The 26600-nt window shown below is 26.5% G+C and carries 22 protein-coding genes; 9 read left to right on the plus strand and 13 right to left on the minus strand.

Annotated elements, in window-relative coordinates:
* Positions 1 to 86 precede the first annotated feature (86 nt).
* Entirely contained in the window at positions 87 to 1088 is a 1002-nt protein-coding gene (locus tag BINT_RS03205; RefSeq protein ID WP_014487120.1) for a FecR family protein, read from the plus strand.
* A 5-nt stretch (positions 1089 to 1093) separates the two neighbouring features.
* Here BINT_RS03205 and BINT_RS03210 read toward each other — a convergent pair whose 3' ends face one another.
* On the minus strand, positions 1094 to 2563 hold the full coding sequence (locus BINT_RS03210) for a hypothetical protein (RefSeq protein ID WP_014487121.1): 1470 nt from the start codon (positions 2561 to 2563) through the stop codon (positions 1094 to 1096).
* Between the two features lie 176 nt (positions 2564 to 2739).
* On the opposite strand from BINT_RS03210, the gene rplU reads away from it, so the two are divergent.
* From rplU to rpmA, 3 genes are read left to right on the plus strand one after another with little or no spacing between them, the layout of a single operon-like run.
* A complete protein-coding gene (rplU, locus tag BINT_RS03215; protein ID WP_008722750.1) occupies positions 2740 to 3051 on the plus strand; it encodes a 50S ribosomal protein L21 in 312 nt (103 codons plus the stop codon).
* Positions 3051 to 3407 carry a ribosomal-processing cysteine protease Prp gene (locus BINT_RS03220; protein ID WP_014487122.1) on the plus strand — a complete coding sequence of 119 codons (357 nt, stop codon included), beginning with the start codon at positions 3051 to 3053 and terminating at the stop codon, positions 3405 to 3407. The genes rplU and BINT_RS03220 overlap by 1 nt, the downstream gene beginning before the upstream one ends.
* Positions 3397 to 3651: a 50S ribosomal protein L27 gene (gene rpmA, locus BINT_RS03225; RefSeq protein ID WP_012670728.1), complete on the plus strand. Its 255-nt coding sequence runs from the start codon at positions 3397 to 3399 to the stop codon at positions 3649 to 3651. Before BINT_RS03220 ends, rpmA begins: the two co-directional genes overlap by 11 nt.
* Before the next feature lie 173 nt (positions 3652 to 3824).
* On the opposite strand, the gene BINT_RS14395 is transcribed toward rpmA, so the two are convergent.
* The 9 genes from BINT_RS14395 to BINT_RS03270 all read right to left on the minus strand — a co-directional run bounded on the left by BINT_RS14395 (position 3825) and on the right by BINT_RS03270 (position 15324).
* A complete protein-coding gene (locus tag BINT_RS14395; protein WP_014487123.1) occupies positions 3825 to 4535 on the minus strand; it encodes an ankyrin repeat domain-containing protein in 711 nt (236 codons plus the stop codon).
* A gap of 24 nt (positions 4536 to 4559) precedes the next feature.
* The gene (locus BINT_RS03235; protein ID WP_041177216.1) at positions 4560 to 5639 is read right to left on the minus strand and encodes a hypothetical protein; all 1080 of its coding nucleotides are present in this window, start codon (positions 5637 to 5639) and stop codon (positions 4560 to 4562) included.
* Positions 5640 to 5729: 90 nt separating this feature from the next.
* Complete coding sequence (locus BINT_RS03240) at positions 5730 to 7013, minus strand: hypothetical protein (RefSeq protein WP_014487125.1); 1284 nt, start codon at positions 7011 to 7013, stop codon at positions 5730 to 5732.
* A 306-nt stretch (positions 7014 to 7319) separates the two neighbouring features.
* Positions 7320 to 8738, minus strand: coding sequence for a hypothetical protein (locus tag BINT_RS03245; protein ID WP_014487126.1), 1419 nt, complete (start codon positions 8736 to 8738; stop codon positions 7320 to 7322).
* A 417-nt stretch (positions 8739 to 9155) separates the two neighbouring features.
* The gene (locus BINT_RS03250; RefSeq protein WP_041177565.1) at positions 9156 to 10577 is read right to left on the minus strand and encodes a hypothetical protein; all 1422 of its coding nucleotides are present in this window, start codon (positions 10575 to 10577) and stop codon (positions 9156 to 9158) included.
* Positions 10578 to 11064: 487 nt separating this feature from the next.
* Entirely contained in the window at positions 11065 to 11511 is a 447-nt protein-coding gene (locus BINT_RS03255) for a hypothetical protein (protein WP_041177217.1), read from the minus strand.
* A gap of 385 nt (positions 11512 to 11896) precedes the next feature.
* Complete coding sequence (locus BINT_RS03260) at positions 11897 to 13771, minus strand: ankyrin repeat domain-containing protein (protein WP_014487129.1); 1875 nt, start codon at positions 13769 to 13771, stop codon at positions 11897 to 11899.
* Between the two features lie 80 nt (positions 13772 to 13851).
* Positions 13852 to 14406, minus strand: a complete 555-nt coding sequence (locus tag BINT_RS03265) for a DUF2271 domain-containing protein (protein WP_014487130.1) — start codon at positions 14404 to 14406, stop codon at positions 13852 to 13854.
* 408 nt (positions 14407 to 14814) lie between these two features.
* Positions 14815 to 15324, minus strand: a complete 510-nt coding sequence (locus BINT_RS03270) for a nitroreductase family protein (RefSeq protein ID WP_014487131.1) — start codon at positions 15322 to 15324, stop codon at positions 14815 to 14817.
* A gap of 254 nt (positions 15325 to 15578) precedes the next feature.
* Here BINT_RS03270 and BINT_RS15040 point away from each other — a divergent pair, with 254 nt between their 5' ends.
* The 4 genes from BINT_RS15040 (at position 15579) to BINT_RS03285 (ending at position 18786) form a co-directional block, all read left to right on the plus strand.
* Positions 15579 to 16190 (plus strand): DNA adenine methylase, encoded by a 612-nt coding sequence (locus BINT_RS15040; protein ID WP_234944351.1) that lies wholly within the window; start codon positions 15579 to 15581, stop codon positions 16188 to 16190.
* Entirely contained in the window at positions 16094 to 16636 is a 543-nt protein-coding gene (locus tag BINT_RS15045; protein WP_014487132.1) for a DNA adenine methylase, read from the plus strand. The genes BINT_RS15040 and BINT_RS15045 overlap by 97 nt, the downstream gene beginning before the upstream one ends.
* Before the next feature lie 121 nt (positions 16637 to 16757).
* A complete protein-coding gene (locus BINT_RS03280; protein ID WP_014487133.1) occupies positions 16758 to 17294 on the plus strand; it encodes a 5-bromo-4-chloroindolyl phosphate hydrolysis family protein in 537 nt (178 codons plus the stop codon).
* Positions 17295 to 17322: 28 nt separating this feature from the next.
* Positions 17323 to 18786, plus strand: coding sequence for a toxic anion resistance protein (locus BINT_RS03285; RefSeq protein ID WP_014487134.1), 1464 nt, complete (start codon positions 17323 to 17325; stop codon positions 18784 to 18786).
* 81 nt (positions 18787 to 18867) lie between these two features.
* Here the strand turns inward: BINT_RS03285 and BINT_RS03290 are convergent, their stop codons facing one another.
* Positions 18868 to 20256, minus strand: a complete 1389-nt coding sequence (locus BINT_RS03290; protein ID WP_014487135.1) for a sodium-dependent transporter — start codon at positions 20254 to 20256, stop codon at positions 18868 to 18870.
* 52 nt (positions 20257 to 20308) lie between these two features.
* A complete protein-coding gene (locus tag BINT_RS03295; RefSeq protein ID WP_014487136.1) occupies positions 20309 to 20869 on the minus strand; it encodes an OmpA family protein in 561 nt (186 codons plus the stop codon).
* Positions 20870 to 21130: 261 nt separating this feature from the next.
* Here BINT_RS03295 and ppdK point away from each other — a divergent pair, with 261 nt between their 5' ends.
* On the plus strand, positions 21131 to 24118 hold the full coding sequence (ppdK, locus tag BINT_RS03300) for a pyruvate, phosphate dikinase (protein WP_014487137.1): 2988 nt from the start codon (positions 21131 to 21133) through the stop codon (positions 24116 to 24118).
* Positions 24119 to 25249: 1131 nt separating this feature from the next.
* On the opposite strand, the gene selD is transcribed toward ppdK, so the two are convergent.
* Entirely contained in the window at positions 25250 to 26263 is a 1014-nt protein-coding gene (gene selD / locus BINT_RS03305; RefSeq protein WP_014487138.1) for a selenide, water dikinase SelD, read from the minus strand.
* Positions 26264 to 26600 lie beyond the last annotated feature (337 nt).

Here is a 26600-nt window from a genome sequence, read left to right on the forward strand (position 1 = left end):
ATTTTATTGCTATTGACTTTTTTAATACTAAATTATACACTTATATTACTTAGTGGTTTTATGTATTAAAACTAAGGAGTATATTTATGCTTAATAGAATATTTTTATCAGCAATATTATTTGCTTTGTCTTTCAGCAATATTTTATTATCACAGGATATCTCTTTTAAAGTTACAGGAATATCTGGCGTAGCTTTCATAGAAAAGCCTGATATAAATAAATCACTTAGGGCTTTTAGAGGAAGTGAAGTACATAAAGAATATAGATTAAGAACATCAGTTGACAGTCAGGTTGACCTTACTTTAAGCAGAAGAGGTGATAAAATAGGTTCTATTGTAGTTCCTCAAAATACTATAATTCTTGTTAATGAGCCTATTTCAAAAGAAAGCGGTAAAGTTTCTCTATCATTATTAGAAGGTTACATTAAAGTTAATATAAATAAGAATGCCGGTGCTATGGTTGAAGTACATACATCAACTACTACTTCTGTGGTAAGGGGCACAAGTTTTGAAGTAGCTTTTGCAGAAGATGGTTCTACTATAGTTGTTCTTGATGATGGTGTTGTTGATGTAGTTACTGATAAGGATAAAGAAGTATTAAATCCAAAAAAGGCTTATATAAATACAATAAATGATCAATCAAAGATTATAAATCAAAGTTCTGATAGTGATCCTATAGTATTTTTAAATAAGGGAGAGGAAGCCTCAAGAGAAGATTATATAAGTACAATAGAAAACTTAATGACTGCTATGGAAGGTATATCAGATGTAAATAACAATAATGATAATTTTGTTTCATTAGTTAATGCGGAAGAAGGCGAGAGTAAAATCAATGATATGGAAATGAAGCATTATAGAATGATAGCGGCAAATGAGGGATATTATAATACTATAATAAAACTAATAAATTTATATCCTGATAAAAGAAATGAATTAATTCAATATGCCAGAAAATCATTAGCATTATATACAGCTAATCAAAAAGCTATAAGTAAAATGAATTCAGCGGTAACTAGAACAAGAGAAAAATTCGATAGAATAAAGAAGAAATTTGATGAAAGAATGATGACTACTTCAGCATCTCAATAATATATTTATAGATCAAATATGTTTTTTATATCTGAATTTTTTCTTAATTTAGATATATAGAAATCTCTTTCATATTCAGCAAGTAATATTTTTGCCCTTTTTATGAATTCATTTTCATCATAAACTATTAAATCTATATAAATATTATATACTCCCATAGCTCCACCAAGTACAATTCCTATATCAGCTTCTTTATCTTCGCTTGCAAGAACTTCTTTTTCCAATCTTTCCTGTATTTCATATCTTTCATTGAGTATTTCTTTTCTTGATTCATCATCATCATTTTTATAATCATAAGTATAATACAAAAATATTGCTCTTGCTCCGCATTTTGATATTTCTATTATATCATCTGTGTTTTCATTATAATAATCATTAATTGTTTCATAATATGATGTAGTTCCTGCTATTATGTCATATCTTAATGTATTGGATTGTTTAGGTTCAGAAGTGTAGGCAAGATATTGATTTATAGGATTAGTTATGATTTTTTTTCTATGGAATGTTAATGTCTTTTTTATATACTTTTCTAATTCTATAAGAGGTAGCATATTATTTAATTTTCTATTGCTTATATCAGCATATCTTATATATACTCTTGATAATCCTTCTCCTATAGAATTTTCCATAATTAAGAAGAATATATTATAAGCTTCTTCTTTATCTAAATCATTTAAATCTTTATTATAAAATACTAAATCAAATTTGTCATTTTCATCATCAAATTCTATTTTTACAAATACATCTTGAGCTTCTATTCTTTTATTATGTATTTCAATAGTAAAGTTTACACCATTAGAACTAGGAATATAAGGCATAAAAGTCCATTTTTCTTTTAATTTTTCAGGCATATCAGATATTATTCTTGGGGTAAGATAAAACAAATAATTTTTACCATCTATATTGAAAGTAAAATTATAATTCCTTCCTATATTAAAAGCTAAATTATCAGATATTATTTTAGCAGCACTAGATAGAAAATGAATTATATCTTTATTTTTATATTTGATTATATCATCAATTTCTTTTTCATTATCTTCAAACCATTTCCAGAATAATTTTACTCTTTGAACAAAACTAAGTTCTTTGTCTTCATTTTCAAAGCATAATGAATATAAATTTTTTATATTGTTTGATATTTCTTCAAAATTTTCTATATTTTTTTTATCATGATTTTCAAATAACTCTATAGCCTTACTGAAATATTGTTTAGCAGTATTTTTCTCATTTTTATGATAATAAGCATATCCTGTTCTGTAATACCATAAAGGATCAAATAATCCTTCTTCTCTTATATACATAAGATTATCTAATGCTTCATCATAATTCTGCACATTATTTAAAGCTCTAGCGAAGAATAAAATTATTTCATAATCCCTTTCTTCTTCATCTATAGAATATATAAGTTCTATTATTTTTTGATGTTTGTTTTGACTATGCAGTTCTTTAATCTTTTCTAAAATTTTTTTACTCATTAGGCTATATATTACAATATTTTTATAAAAAATCTATTTATTTAAAGCAGTAATTTATTTTTACTTAATGATAGTTTTTTATTTTTATGCTTGACAAAATTAATATAATGTAGTATTATAATGTACTCATAGTATTGTATAAAATAAAAATATATATAAATTGGAGATAAGCAATAATGTATGCAATCGTAGAAGTAAAAGGTAAGCAATACAAGGTGGAAAAAGGTCAGGATATTTTAGTAGAATATCTAGGCGATGATGCTAAAGAAGCACCTGAAATTAAAACTCTTCTTCTTAAAAAAGATGATGAAAGTGTTTTAGTAGGTACACCTTATGTTGATGGCGTTAAAGTAAGTTCTAAAATAGTAGAAATGATGAAAGGCGATAAAGTAGTTATCGGTAAACATAAAAGAAGAAAAGACTATAGAAGAAAAACAGGACATAGACATAAATACCATAAAATAACTATTGAAGATATAGCTGTTTAATGTCTTCATTTGTTAATGTAGTATACAATATAGAATCGATTATACAAAGCATAACAGTTGAAGGACATGCAGGAATTAAAAAATCCGGTGAAGGTTATGAAGTTTGTATAGCTTTGAGTGCATTGACACAGGCTATGTATAAGGCTTTGTTATCTATAGTAGGAAATAGATTTCTAAAGTATAAAATAAATGATGGATTTTTGAGTTTAGAGCTTGTTAATTGTGATAAACTTGAGAATTATAAAAAAGTAGAGTACAAAATAGTTAGTAATGGATATTTGATAGGTATAAAATCTTTAATTAAAGAGTATCCTGATTTTATAAAATATAAAGAGGAGTATAAAAATGGCACATAAGAAAGGTGGCGGAAGTTCTAAAAACGGACGCGATAGTCAATCTAAACGTTTAGGTGTTAAAGTTTACGGCGGTCAGAAAGTTATATCTGGCAATATTATAGTTAGACAACGCGGTACTCAATTCCATGCTGGAAGAAATGTTGATATAGGTCGCGATCATACTATATTTGCTACTGCTTCTGGTTATGTGAAGTTCCATACTAATAAATTCGGAAAGAAAACTATCTCTGTTGTAACTGAATAATAAATTGAACTTTTGAAAATATTATATCTCAGCTGATAATGAATAATTGGCTGAGATATTTTCGTTTTTTATTTTCTATTTAATAAATACTTCTGCGATATTCTAATTTATAAAAATAAAATCTATATAAAAATCTTAAATAAAAATTTATATAATAAACATTTTTTATAATATCACTTTTTTATATATTTTTTGGCATTCTCTAAAATTTCAGCTATATCATCATAACCTTTTGATTTTGCTATATCTAAAGCAGTTATATTTCTAGCATCTTTAAAGTTAATGTCAGCACCCTTAGAAATTAAAAGCTTTACAATTTCTGCATTATTTTTCTGTACTGCATACATTAAAGGCGTTTGATATTGATAATCCATTGAATTTACATCAGCACCATTTTTTAATAAGAATTCTACAGATTCCAAATTATTAAAAATTAAAGCATGCATTAAGGCATTAATCCCATAAGCATCTTTAGTATTAATATCAACATAATCCATTAGTTCCTTTATTTTTTCAATATTTCCTTTTTCAGCAGCTTTAAAAAATCTATCTTTGGCCAATGCTCTGTCTAAAGAGTTAGGCACTTCTTTATCTTTTTTTATAATTTTTACATTATTTGCATATTTAATATAATTAGCAAATGTAAATATAAAACTAAATGATAATATAGATATAAATACTATAATAAATACTTTGTAATTCTTTTTAAAAATCAGCATAATAGAGTTTATTATTATAAGTAAGGCAATTATATTCGTTATATAAAATAAATTTTTTCTATTATAAAATATCATCATTAAAAAAGAAGATGCTATAATATTAACAGATATAACAATTAAAATAATAGCGAATATATTTATTATAGTTTTTAATCTCTTACTCATAATTGATTTATTATAAACTAAAAATCAATTAAATAAATAAGCCAGATAATGATCATTATTTACATACTCTTTTATATTCTTATTATCAATAAATATCTTTTCGTATCCTTTTTCCTTCATTATTATAATAAATGAATCTGTTACTCCAAAAATTAAATTATCTATATTTGAATAAAAATCACTAGGAGCATTACATTCTTTTAGTAATTTTTCAGCATCATTTACTAAATCTTTTAAATATGAGGTAACTAATTTTTGACTATTCAAATCATAAATAAGAAAAACATTATTTATTGTAATTTCTTTACTATCTTCTATTTTTATGAGTTTTTTGTATATACAAATAGTTTTTTCATCAAAGTATAATATATTAAAAGCATATAAATCTTTAATTTTAATAAAATATTTTCTTAATTCATAAACAGGAAATTTTTTCAAAAATGAATTAATTTCATCTGAAAGTTCATTTTCTTTTTTATACTGAAAATCTTTTGAAAAACTAGATTCGCCATTAATATCAAAATTTATTTTTTCTTTATTGTCTATAAATGCATAATAAAAATTGAATAAATAACTAAGAATTACGCTTAATTCTCCATATTTTTTTAAATATCCAAATTTGTATATATTAAATTTTTTTATATTTATTTTAGGCTCATTTATTAATTCAAAAACTCCTTCTATTTTTTTGGAATTAATCTCCATAGCATATTCAGCTTTTGAAATACTAGAATTATTTAAATTTATCTCTGCAATATTTTTTATCTTAGATCTTATAAATTCATCTTCAGTATAATAATCAAAAACTTCTATTTTACTGCTGTTTCCTCTAATTTCATAAATACCAAATAAATCTGAATTATTTATAAAAATTTTTCCTCTATACAAATAATGTATACCCTCATCAATATTTTCAAATTTATTGCAGTAAATGTATATATTATTAATCTTATCTTTAAGTATTATAAAAGTTGTATCCTTTATTTCAAAATAAGGACGGTATTTATTTTTCATTAATAATTTAAAAATAATAACTACAATAATAATAGAAATAATCAAAACAAAATATTCGTTATAGAAAATACTATATAATAATTCTTTCATAGTTTTTATTTAACTCCAAAAATTATAATTTAATGGTCAATTAATACAAATAGTAAAAATTAAGAAACTAAAAATTTTTAAATACAAAAATCAATTAAACAAATAAGCCAAATAATGCTCCTTATTTATATAGTCTTTTATATTATTATTATCAATAAATATTTTTCCGTATCCTTTTTCTTTCATTATTATAATAAATGAATCAGTTACACCAAAAATTAAATTATCTATATTAGAATAAAAATCACTAGTGGCATTATATTTCTTTAATAATGCTTCAGTATCATTGACTAAGTCTTTAAGATAAGGACTTATTAATTTTTGACTGCTTAACTCAAATGTCATAAACATATTATTTACTTCAGCAATCTGCAAATCTTCTAGCTTTGAAACTCTTTTATATAAAGATATTGTTTTATCATCATAGTATAATATATTAAAACTTTTAAACTCTTTAAGTTCATTATAATAATCAGCATAATTATCAATATAATTTAATATACTTTCATCCATTAATGATTTCCAATGTCTGTTTTTAGACTCTTTTACATAAGATGCAACTATATCTTTATTTTCATTTATTTTATTTTTCAAAAACTCATCTGAAAACTCTCTAACTCCATTAATAGAAGAATTTATTTTTTCTTTTCCATTTATAAAAAGATAATCAAAATTAAATACATTGAGAGAAAATATTCTCTCAGAACTGAATAAAATACTTTTATCATTATACAACCCCAATATATCTGTATTATGTAGTCTTATTATTTCTGCTTCATCTTCTCTTATGATTTCAAAAGTTCCTTCTATTTTTACAGGCTCTCTTAAAGTTTTTTTCATATTATCACCAACATAGTCAACAATACTGTCATAAGGTTTAAACTCAATAACATACTCAATTTTTGATTTTGATGTATCATCTAATTTTGTCTTGAATTTTATTTCAGCAAAAGTTTCAGGATCATATCCATAAGATTTATTACCATCTGATGAGTGTTTATTAATTAAAATTGGATTATCTTTATCATAATAATTATCAACTCCTATTCTTTCGGATGAAAAGTAAACATCATTTATAATAAACCCATTATCATTATTTATATATACCCTTCCTAAATATGGAAACACATTATCTTTAGGCAAGTATAAATCATTATAATTATCATTTTTCTTGTGTTCATAAACATAAACATATATATTGTTAACTTTATCTTTAAGCATGAAAAAATTATTTTTATAAAATCTTACCGGGTTTTTCTTAGCCTTATTTTTAGGTATATTAATAATTATTATGACAGCGGCTACTAAAATCACTACTGCTAACAAAATTATTATATCTTTATCTATAAATGATTTACCTATTAAATTTTTCATTGTTTTAACGTTCTCCTTATTATTGCTAATAAAAATTATAATACACTTAATAAAGTGTTCTTAAGATTCGTAAATCATAATTTTTATATTTATTCTTATACAAATAAGTATATACTAAAAATTTTTAACTTTGTCAATTTTTATGTTGTTCTTTTTCCCGCCGCATACGCTCTGTGGGCTTCGCAGGGCTAGTCCCCACAAATAATAAAACAATTTTTGACCAAATATAGTTGTTTAGCTATATATTCAAATTTTATGCTTTACAGTATACCCTCCATATTATATAAAAATTAATTATAAAAACAATTATTGCCTATCAAAAAAATTAAATAAAGAATGACTTCTATTTAAATAATTTTTTAAATCATTTGATGAAATAAATATTCTACTTGCAATTTTTTCATTTGTATTTTCTAAATCATAATCCTCATCGCTAAGAATTAGGTTTGTATATTCAGGCATTACTATAATTCCTGTATCTGTTAAAAGAAATATTAAATCATCTATATTGTCATAAAAATAATCAGGAACTACATATTTAGATAATAATTCTTTACTATCAACAACTAAATCTCTTAAATAAGAGTTTATACTTTTTTCTCCGCTCAATTCAAATATAAAAGAATGATTCTTTACTGCAGCTTCATCTCTTCTTTCGTCTGCTTCTACAGTTCTTTTATATATACATATTAATTCATCATCATAGTATAATATATCAAAGCATCTAAAGTCTTTAAGTTTCTTATAATATATAATACCAATTTTATCAGCATAATAGGCTTTGTTTTGGTCATAATGATGGAATTTTTCTATAATAACTTCTTTATTATTAAATTCTTTTTCAAGTTCTCTTCCTTTTTCTTCTTTAAAATTTTCATCAAAATAATAAGCTTTGCTGATAGCTGAATTTATTTTTTCTTTGCCTCTAATAAAAGGATAATTGAAATTAAATAGATAATTAGTAAGCATTTTTCTTACTTCATCCATACCAAGGTAAGCTGAATATTTATCATTAGTAAAAGTAGTTTGTTCTACTGGGATATAAAACTCTCTTATTTCCATTTCAGGTTTTCTAATAACTTCAAAAACTCCTTCTACTTTTCCTCCTTTTATATCCATAGTATATTCAATTTCTGATGTTCTTTCATAATCGAATTCGCTTTTGAATTTTATCTTTAATAAAATTTCTCTAATTTCTTTTTTCGAACTCCATTTATTAAATTTAATTGATTCTTTCCATGACGTTTCATAAGGAAGATATGATTTAAATTGCTTTTCCTTTAGTCTTTCAAAATAATCCATATCATAATCACGGTAAACATTAATTTCATTATTATTTAATTCATTAGTTTCACGAATCATTAATTTATTTTCGCTGTTTATAAACATTTGCCCTGTAAAAGAAGCAAAATATTCATGTGCGAAATTATCAAATTTTACTTTAATTAAATACTTTATTTTACCGCGATGTTTTCTGTACCATTCATCATAATCATTATCTTTATATTTATAGCAATTAATATATATATTATTTATTCTATCTTTCAGCATAAAAAAACTTTTTTCATATACCAATATTTTATTTTCAGCATACCATTTTTTTGCTCTCTTCTCAAGTATAAAAATTACAGCTAGCAAAATTGCAGGTACTCCAAAAATAATAGGCCAGAAATAGTCACTAATAATAAAAATTCTTAATGGTTCCAATATACCAAATGATATCATAAATAGCTCCTATTGTTGTTAATAAAAATTATTGGCTAATAGTATCTAGCCGTCTTTTGGAATTTACTAGATGCTTAAAATTTTTATATTTAGCTTTCTAATATTTAAAAATTATAATTTATTATTGCTATGTTCGCCCACACGAAGTGTGCCTACTTGGTTCGCCATGTATAAGCTAGTGAGTATACTTACTGCTATGTGTGACTGCGACAATGTGTTATACTACATTTAAGATATATTCTATACATATAGAGTTAAAGTACTTGCGTTTTCGCGAAGCGTGCCGACGAAGTCCACATGCGGTGTCGGCAGCAACTTTGGCGAAGCCCGCAGAGCGTGTGCGACAAAAAAGTTAATGATATATCTATAAAAATATAGAAATTTACAAAAATAATTGTTTCAGTATATAAAAATTAATTATCTCCTACTAAAAAAATTAAATAAATAATGACTTTTATTTAGATAATTTTTTAAATGCTCTGTAGGTATAAATATTCTTTCTGCAATTTCTTCATATTCATCTGCAGAGTCATTAATATCTAGATCAGGATATTCAGGCATTACTATAATTCCTGTATCTGTTAAAAGAAATATTAATTTCCTCATATTATTATAAAAATTATCAGTAAGTTCATAATTAGATAATAACTCTTTACTATCAACAACTAAATCTCTTAAATAAGAACTTATACTTCTTTCACTATCCAATTCAAATATAAGAGAATTATTCTTTACTATAGCTTCTTTATTTCCTGCATCTGCTTCTATAGTTCTTTTGTATACGCATATTACTTCATCATCATAGTATGATATATCAAGGCATCTAAAGTCTTTAAATTTCCTATAATATATAAGACCAATATCATCTAAAGGACAGAATATATCAAAAAGAGCATTTTTATGGTTCAATTTCTCTTCAAGTTCTTTTCCTTTTTCTTGTTTGAATCTTTCATCAAAATTATAAGCTCCGCTGATAGCCATATTTATTTTTTCTTTTCCTCTAATAAAAGGATAATTGAAATTAAATAAATAATTAGTAAGCATTTTCTTTGTTTCATCAACTCCCAAACCATCATATTTGTAAGACAGTTGATCAGGAAAACTCATCTGTTCAATTGGAATATAAAATTGTTTTACTTCTATTTCAGGCTTTCTAATAACTTCAAAAACTCCTTCTATTCTTTTATTTTCAATATCCATTGTATATTCAATTTTAGATGTTCTTTCATAATCTAATTCTTTTCTGAATGTTATAGTTGTAAGTTTATCTCTTACATCTTCTTTTGAATACCAACCCTCAAATTTAGGTTTATCATTTGGATTAAATTCATAATATTGAAAAGGGGTTTCTATTTTGTATTGTCTGTAATATAAATCCTTAAAATATTTTTTGTCATAATCATGGTAAACTACCATTTCATCTATGTATAATTTACTAGCTTCACGAATAATTAATTCATAGCCGTTATTTATAAATATTTGACTTGGGAAACGGTCAAAATATTCATTTGCAAAACCGTCAAATTGTCTTTTTCGTTCATCTTCTGCCCAATTGTTGCTTAATGTTAGTATATCCTCCATTTTAGAATGGTGATCGTTAAACCATTTGGCATAAGCATTATCTTTATATCTATAGCAATTAATATATATATTATTTATTTTATCTTTAAGCATAAAGAAATCTTTTCCATCTACTATTATTTTATTTTGAGAATACCATTTCTTGGAACGCCTCTTTATATACATAAAAATAATATAAAAAATAATAATAAAAACTAAACCTATAATAAACTTCGTATTTTCATTTTGATTCAATAGAAAATCAAATATATTATCTATCATAATAAACTCCTATTGTTGCTAGCAATAAACTCGCTCAATATTAGCTGGCAACTAAAGTTGCCAGCTGCTCGTTTATCGCTTTAAAAATTATTTTTTCTTGTTATGTTCGCCCACATGAAGTGTGCCTACTCAGTTCGCCTAAAGGTTTGACTTAATAAATTAAGTCAAAGGCTTCAGCTCACTTGTTTTAGTTGCTAGCAATAAACTCGCTCAATATTAGCTGGCAACTAAAGTTAAGAGCTGCTTGTTTATTGCTTTAAAAATTATTTTTTGTTGTTATGTTCGCCCACATGAAGTGTGCCTACTCGGTTCGACATATAATAACCTACTTGGTGGCTTCGGCTCACTTATTTTTGTTATACTAGCTTTTTAAGATTAAATATAAATCCATTATTAAAAAACTAATAAAGTGAATAAAATTTTAAAATACGATTTTTTTACAAGCTCTTATCGTATCTAATTATAATTTTATTCACTTAAGATATTATTTTCCTAATTTACTAAGACTAATTGAGTTAACTTGCTGTGTTCCATTATAAACAGACATTTCAAGTCCTTCACTAGTAAATTTAAATTCTAAGTGAGCATCATTTTTAGATATAGTTTTATAATGATTATTAGCTACTTTTGATAATTTACTATTTCCTATATCACCTTTTATAGCTCTATCGCTTTCCATTACAATATCCACGCACTTTTTCACAACTTCTATTGTAGATTCATCATTAGGATAGTTAATTTCTATACCATCATAACCTACAATTATAAGAAACGATTTCATATATGTTTCATCAGCTGACATAAAATATTGACCGTATAGGTCTTCAGGGATATTTGTGTTTTTTTCTGTTTTTTTAGAACATGCAGTATTAACAAATAAAAAAGTTGAAATTAATAAAAAGAATGAAAATTTTAAAATTCTACCTTTCATATCATATAACCTCCTATAGTAGGGTATTATAAAAAAGATTTTTAATTATGTCAATGAAAATTTATTTTTATATTAAAATATTTTTTATTTATCTTCATTAAAAAATATATGTATTAAATCATACTAAAAAATAATATATACCCAAACAACTATACTTTGTCAATTTTCACCTTTTTATAAATGTAAATTATAACTTTTTATAAAATAAAAGATTATCTAATATTAAGAAATATGTTTTACATATAATATAGATTTATTGATTTTGTATAATAATAAGTAATCAGCCGCACGTATAAAGGACATTCATTAAGAATAAGCGATACCGTGCGGGTTGCCACTACGGCTAGTAGTTGACAAACTTAAAAATTTTCAGTATATATAAAAATTAATCAAATAAATAAGACAAATAATGATCTTTATTAATATTATATTTTATATCATCTAAAGGGATAAATATTTTTTTATGCCCCTTATCTTTCATTAATATGATACCGGCTTCTGTTATAAGAAAAATTAAATTGTCTGTATCATTATAAAAGTTTTTAGGAACATTATATCTTTTTAATATCTCATCAGCATTATTAACAAAATCTTTCAAATAAGGACTTATTAATTTTTCATTATCTAAATCAATTATGAGCGATATATTATTTATTATAAGATTATTATTAGATTCTATCTTAGCAAATCTCTTATATACGCATATTGTTTTATCATCAAAATACACTATATTATCAGCATTATAAAAATCTTTAAGTTTATCATAGTATTTAGTTTTAATATCATTAAATAAAACCTTATCATGTTTTTTTAAAATCTTTTCTACATCTATTTTCAATTCATTTTGTTTCTGAGAATGTAGTTTATTATCTCCATTTATATATGAATTAATTTTATCATTGTTTTTTATATTGAAATGATAGAGATCAAATAAATAGCGAAGAATATTTATCAAATGATTAGATTTTGCCATCTTTTTAAATATTAATTTAAAATATTCTACCTTAATATCAGGATTGCTATTAACTTCAAAAACTCCATTTATAATTTTAGAATCAGATATTTCCACAATATAGTTAATTTCCTTTTTATCACTATTTATAAAATCATAGAGAGAACAATCAAATTTTATAATGGCTTTTTCATTTCTTTCTATAATAATATCATACCAGCTAAAATATTCTTTGTCATTTTGTTTATTATCATCAAAACAATAAATAGAAATATAATTATCCATAAAATTACTGAGTATATTATAATACCCTTTTATCTTATCATTATTTATAAATATATTTCCAAAAAAACCCTGCATTGCAGATACTAGTCCGCCATAATAAACATAAGAGTAAATATACATATTATTTACTTTATCTTTAAAAGTTATAAACGTTATTGTCTTTTGATAAATATCAGGAATATATCTTCTTTTATATGCTTTAATAAAAATAATAATAATAGCTATAAGAATAGCTGTAAGAATTAAATATTTACCAAATACCAATTTAAAATAATATAAAAAATTATCAGTTTTAGCTCCATTTAAAACCAATATAGCAGCTATATCTTCGTTGCCTTTATCAAGTGCTATTTCAAGACCTTTGTCTAAATCCATTTTGAATTTATTTCCAAAGAATAAAAATTTCTTTTTTAATAGACTTTTTAAGATAAACTCATTTTCTTTATTAACAGCTAATAAAAACTCATCATTTATATCATCATCGTTTTTATAATGTTTCAAGATAATTTCAACAACATCATAAGCATAATCGTCTACAGCACTGTAAAGGGCTGTTTTACCATTAATAGATTTTTGATAAACATCAGCATTATTTTCTAGTAAGAACTCTACTATATCAAGTTTGCCATTATATTTTGAATAAGTATAAAGCAAAGTATAGCCATCATATACTCCGTTTATGTCATATTTCTGTATAAACTTCTTAACAGCTTCTAAATCCCCATAACCTTCTGCAGCATTTTGATATTCATATTCTAAACTATCTATTTCTATAACATTATATTTTTTATAAAATTCTATTTTTTCTTTTAATACTTTTTCTGCTGCCTCTTTAAACAAGTTTTCTATATATTCTTTAGGGTCTTTTGCCATTTCTTTTAATTCATCTTCATTTGTAAACATTTTATCAAAAAGATTTTTATAGTAATTGGTGTCATATTCCTGAGAATATAGAAATAAAGATGTTATTATTAAGAAAATAAAAGATATAATTATTCTGAAAATATTTTTATTTTTTAACATATTTTACCCTCATAAATATTAGAAAGGTTTTATATTATACTATAGAAATGTATATGTCAATATAATAGAGTAAATTACATTTAAGGCATGAAACTTACATTTACATTTTTTATTATGTCTATTTTTTGAGCTTCAGGTTTTGAGTATTTAGCTGATGCTTTTTGAGAATTAGCCTGATTTCCTATATTTATAACAGAAGTATAAAGTACATTATTATCTTGATATATAGTAGCTTCAACAACTATTCTGTAAGTACCGTCTTTTACTATGTTTCCTTGATTATCTTTGCAGTCCCAAACTATATTAACTTTGCCTTGTTTTGGAGTAGATTTTGATACGGCATCAATTATTTTTTTATCTATACTTTGAGCATTAGCTTTTTTCTGCCAATTATTTAAAGATTGCTTTCTATATGTCCAGCCTTCTCTTCTTCCTGTAAAATCTGTAATATATATTGTAGCTATATAGTTGCCGTTATTATCTTCAGCCCAAACAGCTATTTGATTGCTTGAATAACCCGGTCTTTTAGTATAATCGAAACTTATATTAACTTTTTTAGTACCATTTTGAGCATAGTTTTCATTTATGAATGATACAGCAAAAATCATAAATAATATAATAAAAATTTTTTTCATAAATAATCTCCTAATAATAAATTTTGTTTTTATTTTTTACCATATATTTATAATTTTATATAATAGACTTGTTTCAAAACTAATTTAATAAAGATTTGCAATAGTTTTACTTTATTTATTTTTATAATTGGGGCTTTGCCCCGCACCCCACTTCTTTTGTTGCCACAAAGAAGCAAAAAGGCTATATTTTAGCTTAAATTAATAATCTATCTTACATACAAAACAATTTTAGTATTATTTCGTACTAATTTTACATTTGCACTTTTTGCAACTTTTTGCGGCGGGAAAAAGTTGACTAAAAAATGACAAACTTAAAATTTTCAGTATATATAGCATATTATTATATTTAAAAAGTTACAATAATTTTGTCAAGTAGTTTTGAAATATGTCTAATATTTCATTTAATTATCAATACTTTTCATAATGTATTTTATTAGGCTCAAATCTGTCTGGCATAGCAGGCTCTCCGTCAGGATAACCAATAACAACTATTCCTAAAGGCTTAATATGATCAGGTAAATTAAATATTTTTATTATTTCATTCATTCTCTCTTCACGAGGAGCAACACCAATCCAAACGCTTCCTAAATCTTTAGCTTTTGCTGCAAGCATTAAATTTTGTAAAGCTGCAGAACAGTTTTGCTGCCAGTAAAGCTGACCTGATTCATCGGATAAATCTCCGCATACAACTATAGCTAATGTAGCAGTATCTAACATTTTAGCATAAGGGTGAGAGTTCATGATTTTATCTAATGTTTCTCTGTTTTTTACTACTATAAACTCCCAATTTCTTCTATTATTTGCAGATGGAGCATACATAGCAGCTTTAAGCATATATTCTATCTTTTCATCTTCAACTTGTTTACCTTTAATATATTTTCTTATGCTTCTTCTTGTAAATAGAATATCTTCACTCATATAATATTCTCTCCTTAAAGTTATTTTTTATTATTATATAGTAAATATAAGAAAATTAAAATTGTTAGAGTACTAAAATTTATATATTAATTATCAAAAATTAGAGTAGGGTAGTTACATACCAGCCATTTATGTTTTCTATCTTTATTAAATATTGAAACTTTTTTATTTTTTTAGTTTATTCTTGAAAAAGAATGCCCACCCAAGTATTTTTCTATGTTTAAAGTTTTAAAAAGTATGATATTATTATATTAATGAATTATATAGGAAGTAAACTGTCTTTATTAGATTTTTTATACGAATCTATAATGTCTGTAATAGATGATAATTGTCATACATTCTGTGATTTGTTTGCAGGTACAGGTATTGTAGGAAGATATTTTAAATCTAAAAATTTCTCGATTATAGCTAATGATATTCAGTATTATAGTTATGTTTTAAATAAGCATTATATAGAAAATAGTAAATATTTGTCATTTTACGATTTAAATGAAGAAATAGAAGAATTAAAAGAAACTGATATCAAAGAAAAATATATAATTGTATGCGAGTATTTGAATAATATAGATTATCAAAAAGGTTTTATTTATAATAATTATTCTTTAGGAGGTACTAAAGATAAAGAACATAAGAGAATATACTTTTCAGATGAAAACGCCATGAAATGCGATGATATAAGAATGAAAATAGAAGAATGGCTTAATAATAAGAAGATTAATGAAAATGAATATTATTTTCTTCTTGCCAGCTTGCTTGAAAATATTGATAGATGTGCAAATACAGCTTCAGTTTATGGTGCATTTTTGAAAGATATAAAAAAACAGCTTCAAAAACTTTCAATTATTGTCCTTGCGAATTTGTTATAAGTGATATAGAGCATAAAGTATATAATGAAGATGCTAATAAATTAATAGAAGATATTGAAACCGATATATTATATTTAGACCCTCCATATAATAGAAGACAATATTCAGATAATTATCATATACTTGAAACTATAGCTAAATATGATAATCCTGTAATAAAAGGAAAAACAGGACTTAGAAATGATAGAATAAAATCATTATATTGTAATAAAAATTATGTTTATAATGTATTTGAGGAGCTTATAAATAAAGCTAATGCTAAATATATATTTTTAAGTTATAATAATGAAGGTTTATTGTCATTAGAAGATATAAAGAAAATAATGTCAAAAAAAGGAAAATACGGATTATTTGTCAAAGAATACAGCAGATTTAAAGCCGACAGCAAAAGATATAATTCCGCTTCAAAAACATGTGAGTATCTGCATTACCTCATAGTAAAATAATTTTAAAAGAATCAATATCTTGCAAATATTATTTTTATTGATTATAATATATACCAAGTAATGGTTTTTACTTTATATTTAATTTATAGTTTTATTAATTTAATTATTTAAAAGGATATATATGGCAAGAGATGAAGATGATTTTATTTTTCAGAAATTAAGACAAAATATACAGAGAAATTTTCCAAGAGAAGATGATGTAAATAATTATAATCAAAATAATTATAAAAATGATAGTTATTCAAATAAAGACAGTTTAACAATTTTAGAAACAGAAAGAAATATATATAAAATTACAGATTTCTCTCAAAAAATAGATGATCCTGAACTTACTCCTGCATTAAAAGAAATGATAGGTATATTAAAAGAAATGGTCTCATATTCTAAAGCTAATAAAGAGGGAGAGAAAAAACTAGAAAAAATAAATGAATATCATCTTCCTACAGCTATAAAAATGCTTAATTCTTATATAGATTTTTGTAATTTTCCTGTAAAAAATGAAAATATGCAAAAAACAGCACAGGAAATAGAAGATGTTATAATAAAATTAAATGAAGCATTGAAAAAAATGCTTGTAGAAATGAATCAGAATAAATTAATGGATATAAACAGCGATATAGATGTATTAAAAAACATGCTTGATAAAGATGGTTATTAATTAACAAATAAATAATTGGAGAGGTTCTATGGAAAATAATAACTTAGAAAATAATCAACAGCCTAATAATATTCAAGATCAAAATATTGTAAATGCACAGCCTATGCAACAGAATGCAATGCCTAACAATATTCAGGGACAGAATATTGTAAATGCTCAGCCGGTACAGCAAAATGTAATGCCTAACAATATGCAAGGACAGAATATTGTAAATGCTCAGCCGGTACAGCAAAATGTGATGCCTAACAATATACAAGGTCAGAATATTATAAATGTTCAGCCAGTACAGCCAAATGTGATGCCTAACAATATGCAGGGACAGAATTTTGTAAATGTTCAGCCGGTACAGCAGAATGCAATGCCTGTTAATATGCAAGGGCAAAACTTTGTAAATACACAGAATTATCAGCCTCAGAATTCAGCACAGCAAGTATTCAATGATATGAATAGCGTTTCAAATGGACAATTTACACCTGAAGATATTGCAAAAATAAATCAATTATCAAATAGTATTAATTTACAGGATTCAGTATCTATAATGTCTTATGGATCAGCAGCTCAAAATAAAATGATACAGTTTTCTGAAAATACTTTAAGTAATGTTATGAATAAAGATTTAGGCGAAGTAGGAGAGGCTATTACTGATGTTATAACAGAACTTAAAGGTTTTGATATAGAAAATGAAACTAAAGGAAAAGGTTTATTCGGATTCTTCAAGAAAGCCGCTAATAATATTACTAAATTAAAAGCTAAATATACTAGTGTAGAAGCTAATATTGATAGTATTGTAAAAAATCTAGAAGCACATCAAAGAAATCTTCTAAAAGACATAAGTATTTTAGACCAAATGTATAATTATAATCTAGAATATTTGAAAGAACTTGAAATTTATATAGAGGCAGGAAAACAGAAACTTAATCATTTAATGGCTAATGAAATACCTGCTTTAGAATCAAAGGCTATTGCAAGTAATACTGCTGAAGATGCACAATTGGCTAGAGATTTTAAAGATTTAGCTAATAGATTTGAAAAAAGAATACATGATTTAGAGCTTACAAAGACAATTTCTATACAGACAATACCTCAAATACGTTTGGTTCAGAATAATAATGTTATAATGACAGAAAAAATTCAATCAACTATAACAAATACAATACCTCTTTGGAAGAATCAAATGGTTCTTGCTATAGGACTTCATCATTCTAATGAGGCAGCAAAAGCACAAAGAGCTGTTACTGATACTACAAATGAGTTGTTAAGAAAGAATGCCGACATGCTTAAAACTTCTACTATAGAAACAGCTAGGGAATCAGAAAGAGGAATAGTTGATATTGAAACTTTAAAACATACAAATCAGCAGTTAATATCTACTTTAGATGAAGTTATGAAAATACAGACTGAAGGCAGAGAAAAGAGAAGGGCTGCAGAGCTAGAACTTAGAAATATAGAAAATGAACTTAAAACAAAAATATTGAATGTATCTAGAGAATAAATTATTTTCTAGTATAAAACAAAAAGCTCATCTGTATATTTTATATAGATGAGCTTTTTTATTATCAATATTATAAATATTTTAAATAAAGAATCTGTTTATATAGTCAATTACAAATATAGCTAATACTATGAAAGGTAGAATATATGAAACATAGAATCTAGCCCATTGAGGGAATTTTATTCCTTTTCCTGTATCAGCTTCTTTTATAAAATTACCCCAGCCCCAACCAAATTCTCTTGTACAGAATATCAGTATTATTATACCGCCTATAGGAAGGAAATTGTTGCTTACAAGAAAATCAAGTCCGTCAGCTATAGTGCTTCCTTCTCCAAGAGGTTTTATAAATGAAAGTAAATTAAATCCTAAAGCTGTAGGAAGGCTCAATATAAATATAGTAATTGATACTATTATAGTAGTTTTTTTACGAGGCATTTTAGTTTCAGACATAGTAAATGCAATTAAATTTTCAAATACCGCTATAATAGTAGTTAAAGCAGCCATTGATAAGAATAAGAAGAATAATGCTCCCCATAATCTTCCTAGTACCATAGAATTAAATATATTCGGTAAAGTTAAGAATACTAATCCGGCACCTTCTCCAGGATTTATTCCAAAAGAGAATGTTGTAGGAAATATTACAAGACCTGAAAGAAATGCTATTAAAGTATCAAGTCCCATAACCATTATAGATTCACCTGTAAGGGAGTAGTTTTTATCAATATAGCTTCCGAATATGGTCATAGCTCCAATTCCTAAACTCAAAGTAAAGAATGACTGACCTATAGCAGCATAAGCAACAGAGAAAAATCCTTTAAGCCCTCCGCTGAACATTTTGTTTGTATCAGGAAGTAAGTAGAATTTAAGTCCTTCTTTAGCATTAGGAAGAGTAACAGCTCTTATTATAAGCACCAAAAGAACCAATAAAAGAAGAGTCATCATAACTTTAGTAACTTTTTCAACTCCATTTTCAAGCCCCATCATACATACAAATGTTGCTATTATAACAGTTACAGTCATCCAAAGTATTAAAGTAGAAGGAGAAGCAAGAACAGAGCCAAAGAATTCACCTACCTGCTGCGGATTGAGTCCTTGAAGTTTTCCTGCTGCCATAAAATAACAGTATGATAAACACCAGCCCGCTACAGTAGTATAAAACATCATAAGAAGCACACAACCGAATATCTGTATATATCCTATTATATGCCATTTATATCCCGGCTTTTGTAAAGCTCTGTAAGAACCAGCTAAATCTCTTTTACCTGCTCTTCCAACAGAAAATTCCATTACAAGTATAGGAAGTCCCAATATTACAAGAGAAATTAAATAAAGAAGTACAAAAAGTGCTCCTCCATACTTTCCTGTAATATAAGGAAATCTCCATACATTACCTAATCCTATAGCACATCCTGCCGAAACCAATAAAAAACCTAATCTGCTTGAGAGTTTTTCTCTATTATTATCATGCATAATTCACACCTATAATATATTTATATCAAAGAATATTTTATAAAAAATATCATTATTTTGACATTATCAAATTATTTATATAATTAGTATATACATTCATATCATTAGTATTTTCTATTAAAATAAATTCCACTCTTCTGTTTTCTTCAATTTTTTTATATTCACTTAGTAAATCCTGAAGTCCGTAATTGGTTAATTTACTTACAATACCATTTGTTACAGCCAAATACACATTATAAGACCTTTTATATGATAATTCATCAATATTTTTTCTATTGTAGAGGAATAATATATCCTTTCTATCATATCCATTAGTAGTTTTTTTATATTCATTAGTACTTATATGACCTTCTATAATAATCATCATAATATTAGTACTTGTGCTTACATCTCCAACATATTTAACAGTTTTTAAATATTTATTTAAATCTAATTCTCCACTGTTAAACTGAAATAATATATTTTTAGGAACTATTAATACTTTTCCTCTTTCTGTCATTTTATATTTATATTTTATTTCTCTAGGCTTTTTGTAAGTTGATATTACTATTGCTCCATAAGCATTCAAAGCTACTAGCAATAGAATAAAGAATATATTTATTTTTTTTAACATATTTTAATTTTCCTTTTTTACATCAAATAATTATACAATATATAAAAAAAATTTAAATATTTTTTTGTTATTAGATAAAAAGGCAAAAATAAAAATTGATTAATAATGTAATGCTTAATTTATTTCAAAAATTAAGTAAAGATAAAAAAAATTAATGAAATTTTTACAATAAAATTGACAATAAGAAAAATAACATTATACTATATAATAAGTAATGACTTAAAGTTTATATAAATATTTTATTTTAGAGGAGAGTTTATTATGGCATCAAAAAAGATGGTTTACTTCTTCGGTAACGGTAAATCTGAAGGCGCTAAAGAAACTAAAGCTCTTTTAGGTGGTAAAGGTTTAGGACTTGCACAAATGACAGAAAGTAAAGTACCTGTGCCTGCTGGTTTTACAATTACTACAGAAGTTTGTGATTATTATTCAAAAAATAAGTCATACCCTAAGGGTTTAGAAAAAATGGTTGATGAAAACATCAAAAAGCTTGAAAAGGCTATGAATATGAAATTCGGTGATGTTAATAAACCTTTACTTGTTTCAGTTCGTTCCGGAGCTGCTATATCTATGCCTGGTATGATGGATACTATTCTTAACCTAGGTATTAATGAAAAAGTAGTAGAAGGTCTTGTAGCAAAAACTAATAATCCTAGATTTGCTTGGGATGCTTATAGAAGATTTATACAGATGTTCGGCGATGTTGCTATGGGCGTTGATCATGATAAATTTGAAGAAATATTAGATGAAAGAAAAAAAGCTATAGCACCTAAAGTTGGAAAACCTGAAAAAGAGGTTAAAGACACTGATTTAGATGTTGAAGAATTAAAAATAGTAGTAGAAAAATATAAAGCTATGTATAAAGAGGAGAAAGGAGAAGAATTCCCTGAAGATCCTAAAGTACAGTTATGGCATGCTATCAATGCTGTATTTAGAAGCTGGAATAACCCTAGAGCTGAAGCATACAGAAAATTAAATGACATAAGAGGTCTTTTAGGTACTGCTGTAAACGTTCAAGCCATGGTATTTGGTAATATGGGAAATACTTCTGCTACAGGTGTATGTTTCTCTCGTAACCCTTCTACTGGTGAAAATAAATTCTATGGTGAGTTCTTAATCAATGCTCAAGGTGAAGACGTTGTTGCTGGTATCAGAACTCCTCAAGAAATTACATTAGAGGGCAGTTTAGAATGGGCTAAAAACAACAATATTAGCGAAGAAGAAAGAAAAGCAAAATATCCTTCTCTTGAAGAGGTTATGCCTTCTGTTTATAAACAATTAGTAAGTTATAAAAATCAATTAGAAAAATATTACAGTGATATGCAGGATATGGAGTTTACTATACAGGAAGGTAAGCTTTATATGCTTCAAACTCGTAATGGTAAAAGAACTGCTGCTGCTGCTGTAAGAATAGCTGTTGAACTTGCTGAAGCTAAAATAATTTCTAAAGAAGAAGCTTTAATGAGAGTAAATCCTTCTGATTTGGATCAATTACTTCACCCAATGTTCGATCCTACTGCTAAAAAAGGAGCTAAAGTTCTTGCTAAAGGATTAAATGCTTCTCCTGGTGCTGCTGTTGGTAAAGTAGTATTTGCTGCTGACAGAGCTGAAGCTATGAAAGAGGCAGGAGAACAGACTATACTTGTTCGTATAGAAACTAGCCCTGAAGATATTAAAGGTATGAACGCTGCTGAAGGTATATTGACAGCAAGAGGCGGTTCTACTTCACATGCTGCTGTTGTTGCACGCGGTATGGGTAAATGCTGTGTTGCTGGATGTAGTGCTTTAGAAATAGACTATGCTAATAAATGCATGAAAGTAGGCGATGATGTAGTTAATGAAGGCGATTATATTTCTATAGACGGTTCTACTGGTGAAGTTATGTTAGGACAAGTTGCTACTAAAGAAGCTGAAATGTCTGAAGACTTCAAAAAACTTATGCAATGGGCTGATGATAAGAGAAAAGAAAAGAAATTTGAAGTTCATACTAATGCTGATACTCCTAATGATGCACAAATTGCTAGAAAATTTGGTGCTGAAGGTATCGGACTTTGCAGAACTGAGCATATGTTCTTCAATGCTGATAGAATTAAGAGTGTAAGACAGCTTATACTTGTTGCTGAAGAAGTTAAGCAGTTAAAAGAAAAATTGGAAGCTGCTGAAAAAATAGGCGATAAGAAAACTATAGAAGAGCTTGAGCCTTTATATAAAGAGCCAAGAAAACTTTATGATGAAGCTTTAGACAGCATTCTTCCTATGCAAAGAGAAGACTTTATCGGAATATTTACTGCTATGAATGGATATCCTGTAACAGTAAGACTTCTTGACCCACCTTTGCATGAATTCATTCCTCATGAAGATTCTCAATTACAAGAACTTTCTAATGAAATGAATGTTTCTTTCGAGAAACTTAGAGCTATTAGAGATAGTTTACATGAATTTAACCCAATGCTTGGACATAGAGGCTGCCGTCTTGGTATTACTTATCCTGAAATCTATGATATGCAGGCTAGAGCTATATTAGAGGCTGCTGTTAAAGTTAAGAAAAACGGTGTAGATGTTCATCCTGAAATAATGATCCCTCTTGTTGGTACTTTAAAAGAGCTTAAAATGATAAAAGATAGAATCATTAAAATAGCTGAGGAAGTATTTGCAAAAGAAGGTTCTTCAGTTAAGTATAAAGTTGGTACTATGATAGAAGTTCCTAGAGCTGCTTTAGTTGCTGATAAGATCGCTACAGAAGCTGAATTCTTCTCATTCGGTACTAATGACTTAACTCAAATGGGAGGTGGTTTCTCAAGAGATGATGCCGGTAAATTCTTGAAAGACTATGTAAATAAAGAGATATACGAGAAAGATCCTTTCCAATCATTGGATCAGGAAGGTATAGGAGAGCTTTTGAGAATTGGTGTTACTAAAGGTAGAGCTGCTAATAAAAATCTAACAGTTGGTATCTGCGGTGAGCATGGAGGAGATCCTGCTACAGTTATGTTCTGCTACAGTATAGGACTTAACTATGTAAGCTGTTCACCTTATAGAGTACCTATAGCAAGACTTGCTGCTGCTCAGGGAATAATAAGTTCTAAGCCGGCTAAAAAATCTGCTGCTAAGAAGCCAGCTGCAAAAAAAGCCGCTTCTAAAACTGCATCTGCTAAAAAACCTGCAGCAAAAAAAACAGCTTCTAAAGTAACAGCTGCTAAGAAACCAGCTGCTAAAAAAGCACCTGCTAAGAAAACAAGCAAAAAATAATAGATAAAATATTTATATAAATAATTTTTAAAGGGCTTGACTTTATATAAAGTTAAGCCCTATTTTTATTATTAGTTTGGACTAGTACTACGATGTACACATCGCGAAGCGTGCCTGTGGCAGCTACTTTGGCGAAGCCCGCCTGCGGGGTGTGCGACAAAAAAGTAGATAACATTTATATAAGTGAATCAGTTAACAAACTTAAATTTTTTAGTATATACTGAAAATTTTTAAGTTTGTCAATTTTTTTATTCAACTTTTTCCCGCCGCAAAAAGTTGCTTATATCCTCGACAAGCTCGGATACGCTTCGCGAAAGTGCAAGTATAAAATTAGTACTAAATAATACTAAAATTGTCTTACATGTAAAATAATTTATTACATTTAAGTTATAAATATAGCCTTTTTGCTTCTTTGTGGCAATACCATACCTACACTTACAGTGGACTTCGTCAGGTACTCCTTTCAGTCGCAGGCACTCCCTACGGTCGCAAAAGAAGTGGGGTCTGGGGCAAAGCCCCAGATATAAAAACAAAAATATAAATTTATTTTTGACAAAATATAATTGTTTAGGTATATACTGAAAATTTTTAAGTTTGTCAACTATTCGCCATAGAGGCTTTCCGCACGGTATTGCTTACTCTTATCAAAAGTCCTCTATATGTGCGGCTGATTACTTATTACTATACAAAAATTAATACAGATAAAACATATTTAACCAACATTATATAATATTTTATTTATGAAAAATTATAATTTATATTTACAAAATAGAAAAATTTATAAAATGTAGTTCTTTAGATTTTTAATTTTATTGTTTGTGGTTGCTTTGCCCCAGCCCCCAGTTCTTTTACTGAGTAGGTACCTTTCGGTATTAGTATAAAAGAACCTTATATCCTCGATAAACTCGGATACGCTTCGCGAAAACGCAATTACTAGAACTTTATATTAAATATATACTTATTAAATATGGGATATAACCTAAATTTAGACTATAAATGCAGTTCTTTTGGTTCTTTTATACCAATAAAAGAACTGGGGGTGCGGGGGCTAGTCCCCGAAAATAATAACAATATAAAAAATAAAATTGACAAAATATAATTGTTTATATACAACTTTAAATATTTTGTAATTTACTTCGTTAAATGTATATATTCTTTTTCTTTGTTTTTTACTTTTCCTATGATACAAGCACAGTCTATACCTTCACGCCATAAATCAGCTAGTATATTTTCTGCATTACTTTTATCAGCACATATAAATAAACCGCCGGAAGTTTGAGGGTCGAAAGAAAGCATTTTTAAATTATAGTCAACATTATCATCTACTTTAATATTATCTCCTACATAACGCATATTAGTAAAAGCAGCTCCCGGTATACAACCCATATCAAGTACTTCATAAGTTTTATTAAACATAGGCAATGCTGATGATTGAAGCTCTATAGTTACATTGCTTGCTTTAGCCATTTTATAAGCATGCCCTATGAGTCCGAATCCTGTAATATCAGTGGCACATTTAACATTATATTTATTCATAACAGCACATGCTTTTTTATTTAATGTTTTCATAGATTCAAAAACATCTTCTATATGAGATTCTTTTATAAGTCCCTGTCTCATAGCAGCCAAACAAGCACCTGTTCCAAGAGGTTTTGTAAATATTATAATGTCGCCTTCTTTAGCAGCTGAATTTGTAGTTATTTTATTAGGATTAGCAAAACCTATAACAGCCATTCCGTATTTTACTGATACATCTGTTATGGTATGTCCTCCTACAACCAATACTCCGGCTTCTGTTGCTTTATCCTGTCCGCCTTTAAGCATATTAGCCAATATATTTAAAGAATCATCTTTTGGAAACATAGTGATATTCAATGCTAATTTAGGTTCTCCTCCCATAGCATAAATATCGCTTATAGAGTTGCATGCTGCTATTTGACCGAATCCGTAAGGGTCTGCTATAACAGGAGGGAAATAATCCACTGTAAATATTAAGGCATTATCATCTGAAATCTTATAAACTCCTGCATCATCTCCTATATCTACATCTGAAAGTAAATTAGAATCAGTTTTTATTTGCATTAAAGGTGCAAGAGTTTTTTCAAGTAAATCAGGCGGAATTTTAGCGGAACAGCCTCCTTCCAAAGCACATGATAATAATTCGATTTGTTCTTTTTTTCTTCCGTATTATTTGTAATATTTGACATAATAAACACCTATAAATTAATTTTTGTAATGAATAGAATATATACTATACAATGAAAAATTCAAATATTTTATTTAAATAATGTTTTTTAATAGTTTATATTATATTTGATTATCTATGAAAGTAAATTTTCTTTACCTTATTGAGGTTGTAGAAAATATATATGTTGTATTTGTATTGTAATATATATTAAAATCTATATTTTAGGTAAATTTTTTGTAAATTTAATGTAAATTATATTGACAAATATCTGTTTTAGGCTATACTTATAATTGT

This window comes from Brachyspira intermedia PWS/A, assembly GCF_000223215.1.
GTDB classification, from domain to species: domain Bacteria; phylum Spirochaetota; class Brachyspiria; order Brachyspirales; family Brachyspiraceae; genus Brachyspira; species Brachyspira intermedia.

Coding starts and splice junctions, on each gene's coding strand:
- BINT_RS03205 (WP_014487120.1), top strand. CDS start 87: ATGCTTAATAGAATATTTTTATCAGCAATATTATTTGCTTTGTCTTTC.
- BINT_RS03210 (WP_014487121.1), bottom strand. CDS start 2,563: ATGAGTAAAAAAATTTTAGAAAAGATTAAAGAACTGCATAGTCAAAAC.
- rplU (WP_008722750.1), top strand. CDS start 2,740: ATGTATGCAATCGTAGAAGTAAAAGGTAAGCAATACAAGGTGGAAAAA.
- BINT_RS03220 (WP_014487122.1), top strand. CDS start 3,051: ATGTCTTCATTTGTTAATGTAGTATACAATATAGAATCGATTATACAA.
- rpmA (WP_012670728.1), top strand. CDS start 3,397: ATGGCACATAAGAAAGGTGGCGGAAGTTCTAAAAACGGACGCGATAGT.
- BINT_RS14395 (WP_014487123.1), bottom strand. CDS start 4,535: ATGAGTAAGAGATTAAAAACTATAATAAATATATTCGCTATTATTTTA.
- BINT_RS03235 (WP_041177216.1), bottom strand. CDS start 5,639: ATGAAAGAATTATTATATAGTATTTTCTATAACGAATATTTTGTTTTG.
- BINT_RS03240 (WP_014487125.1), bottom strand. CDS start 7,013: ATGAAAAATTTAATAGGTAAATCATTTATAGATAAAGATATAATAATT.
- BINT_RS03245 (WP_014487126.1), bottom strand. CDS start 8,738: ATGATATCATTTGGTATATTGGAACCATTAAGAATTTTTATTATTAGT.
- BINT_RS03255 (WP_041177217.1), bottom strand. CDS start 11,511: ATGAAAGGTAGAATTTTAAAATTTTCATTCTTTTTATTAATTTCAACT.
- BINT_RS03260 (WP_014487129.1), bottom strand. CDS start 13,771: ATGTTAAAAAATAAAAATATTTTCAGAATAATTATATCTTTTATTTTC.
- BINT_RS03265 (WP_014487130.1), bottom strand. CDS start 14,406: ATGAAAAAAATTTTTATTATATTATTTATGATTTTTGCTGTATCATTC.
- BINT_RS03270 (WP_014487131.1), bottom strand. CDS start 15,324: ATGAGTGAAGATATTCTATTTACAAGAAGAAGCATAAGAAAATATATT.
- BINT_RS15040 (WP_234944351.1), top strand. CDS start 15,579: ATGAATTATATAGGAAGTAAACTGTCTTTATTAGATTTTTTATACGAA.
- BINT_RS15045 (WP_014487132.1), top strand. CDS start 16,094: ATGTGCAAATACAGCTTCAGTTTATGGTGCATTTTTGAAAGATATAAA.
- BINT_RS03280 (WP_014487133.1), top strand. CDS start 16,758: ATGGCAAGAGATGAAGATGATTTTATTTTTCAGAAATTAAGACAAAAT.
- BINT_RS03285 (WP_014487134.1), top strand. CDS start 17,323: ATGGAAAATAATAACTTAGAAAATAATCAACAGCCTAATAATATTCAA.
- BINT_RS03290 (WP_014487135.1), bottom strand. CDS start 20,256: ATGCATGATAATAATAGAGAAAAACTCTCAAGCAGATTAGGTTTTTTA.
- BINT_RS03295 (WP_014487136.1), bottom strand. CDS start 20,869: ATGTTAAAAAAAATAAATATATTCTTTATTCTATTGCTAGTAGCTTTG.
- ppdK (WP_014487137.1), top strand. CDS start 21,131: ATGGCATCAAAAAAGATGGTTTACTTCTTCGGTAACGGTAAATCTGAA.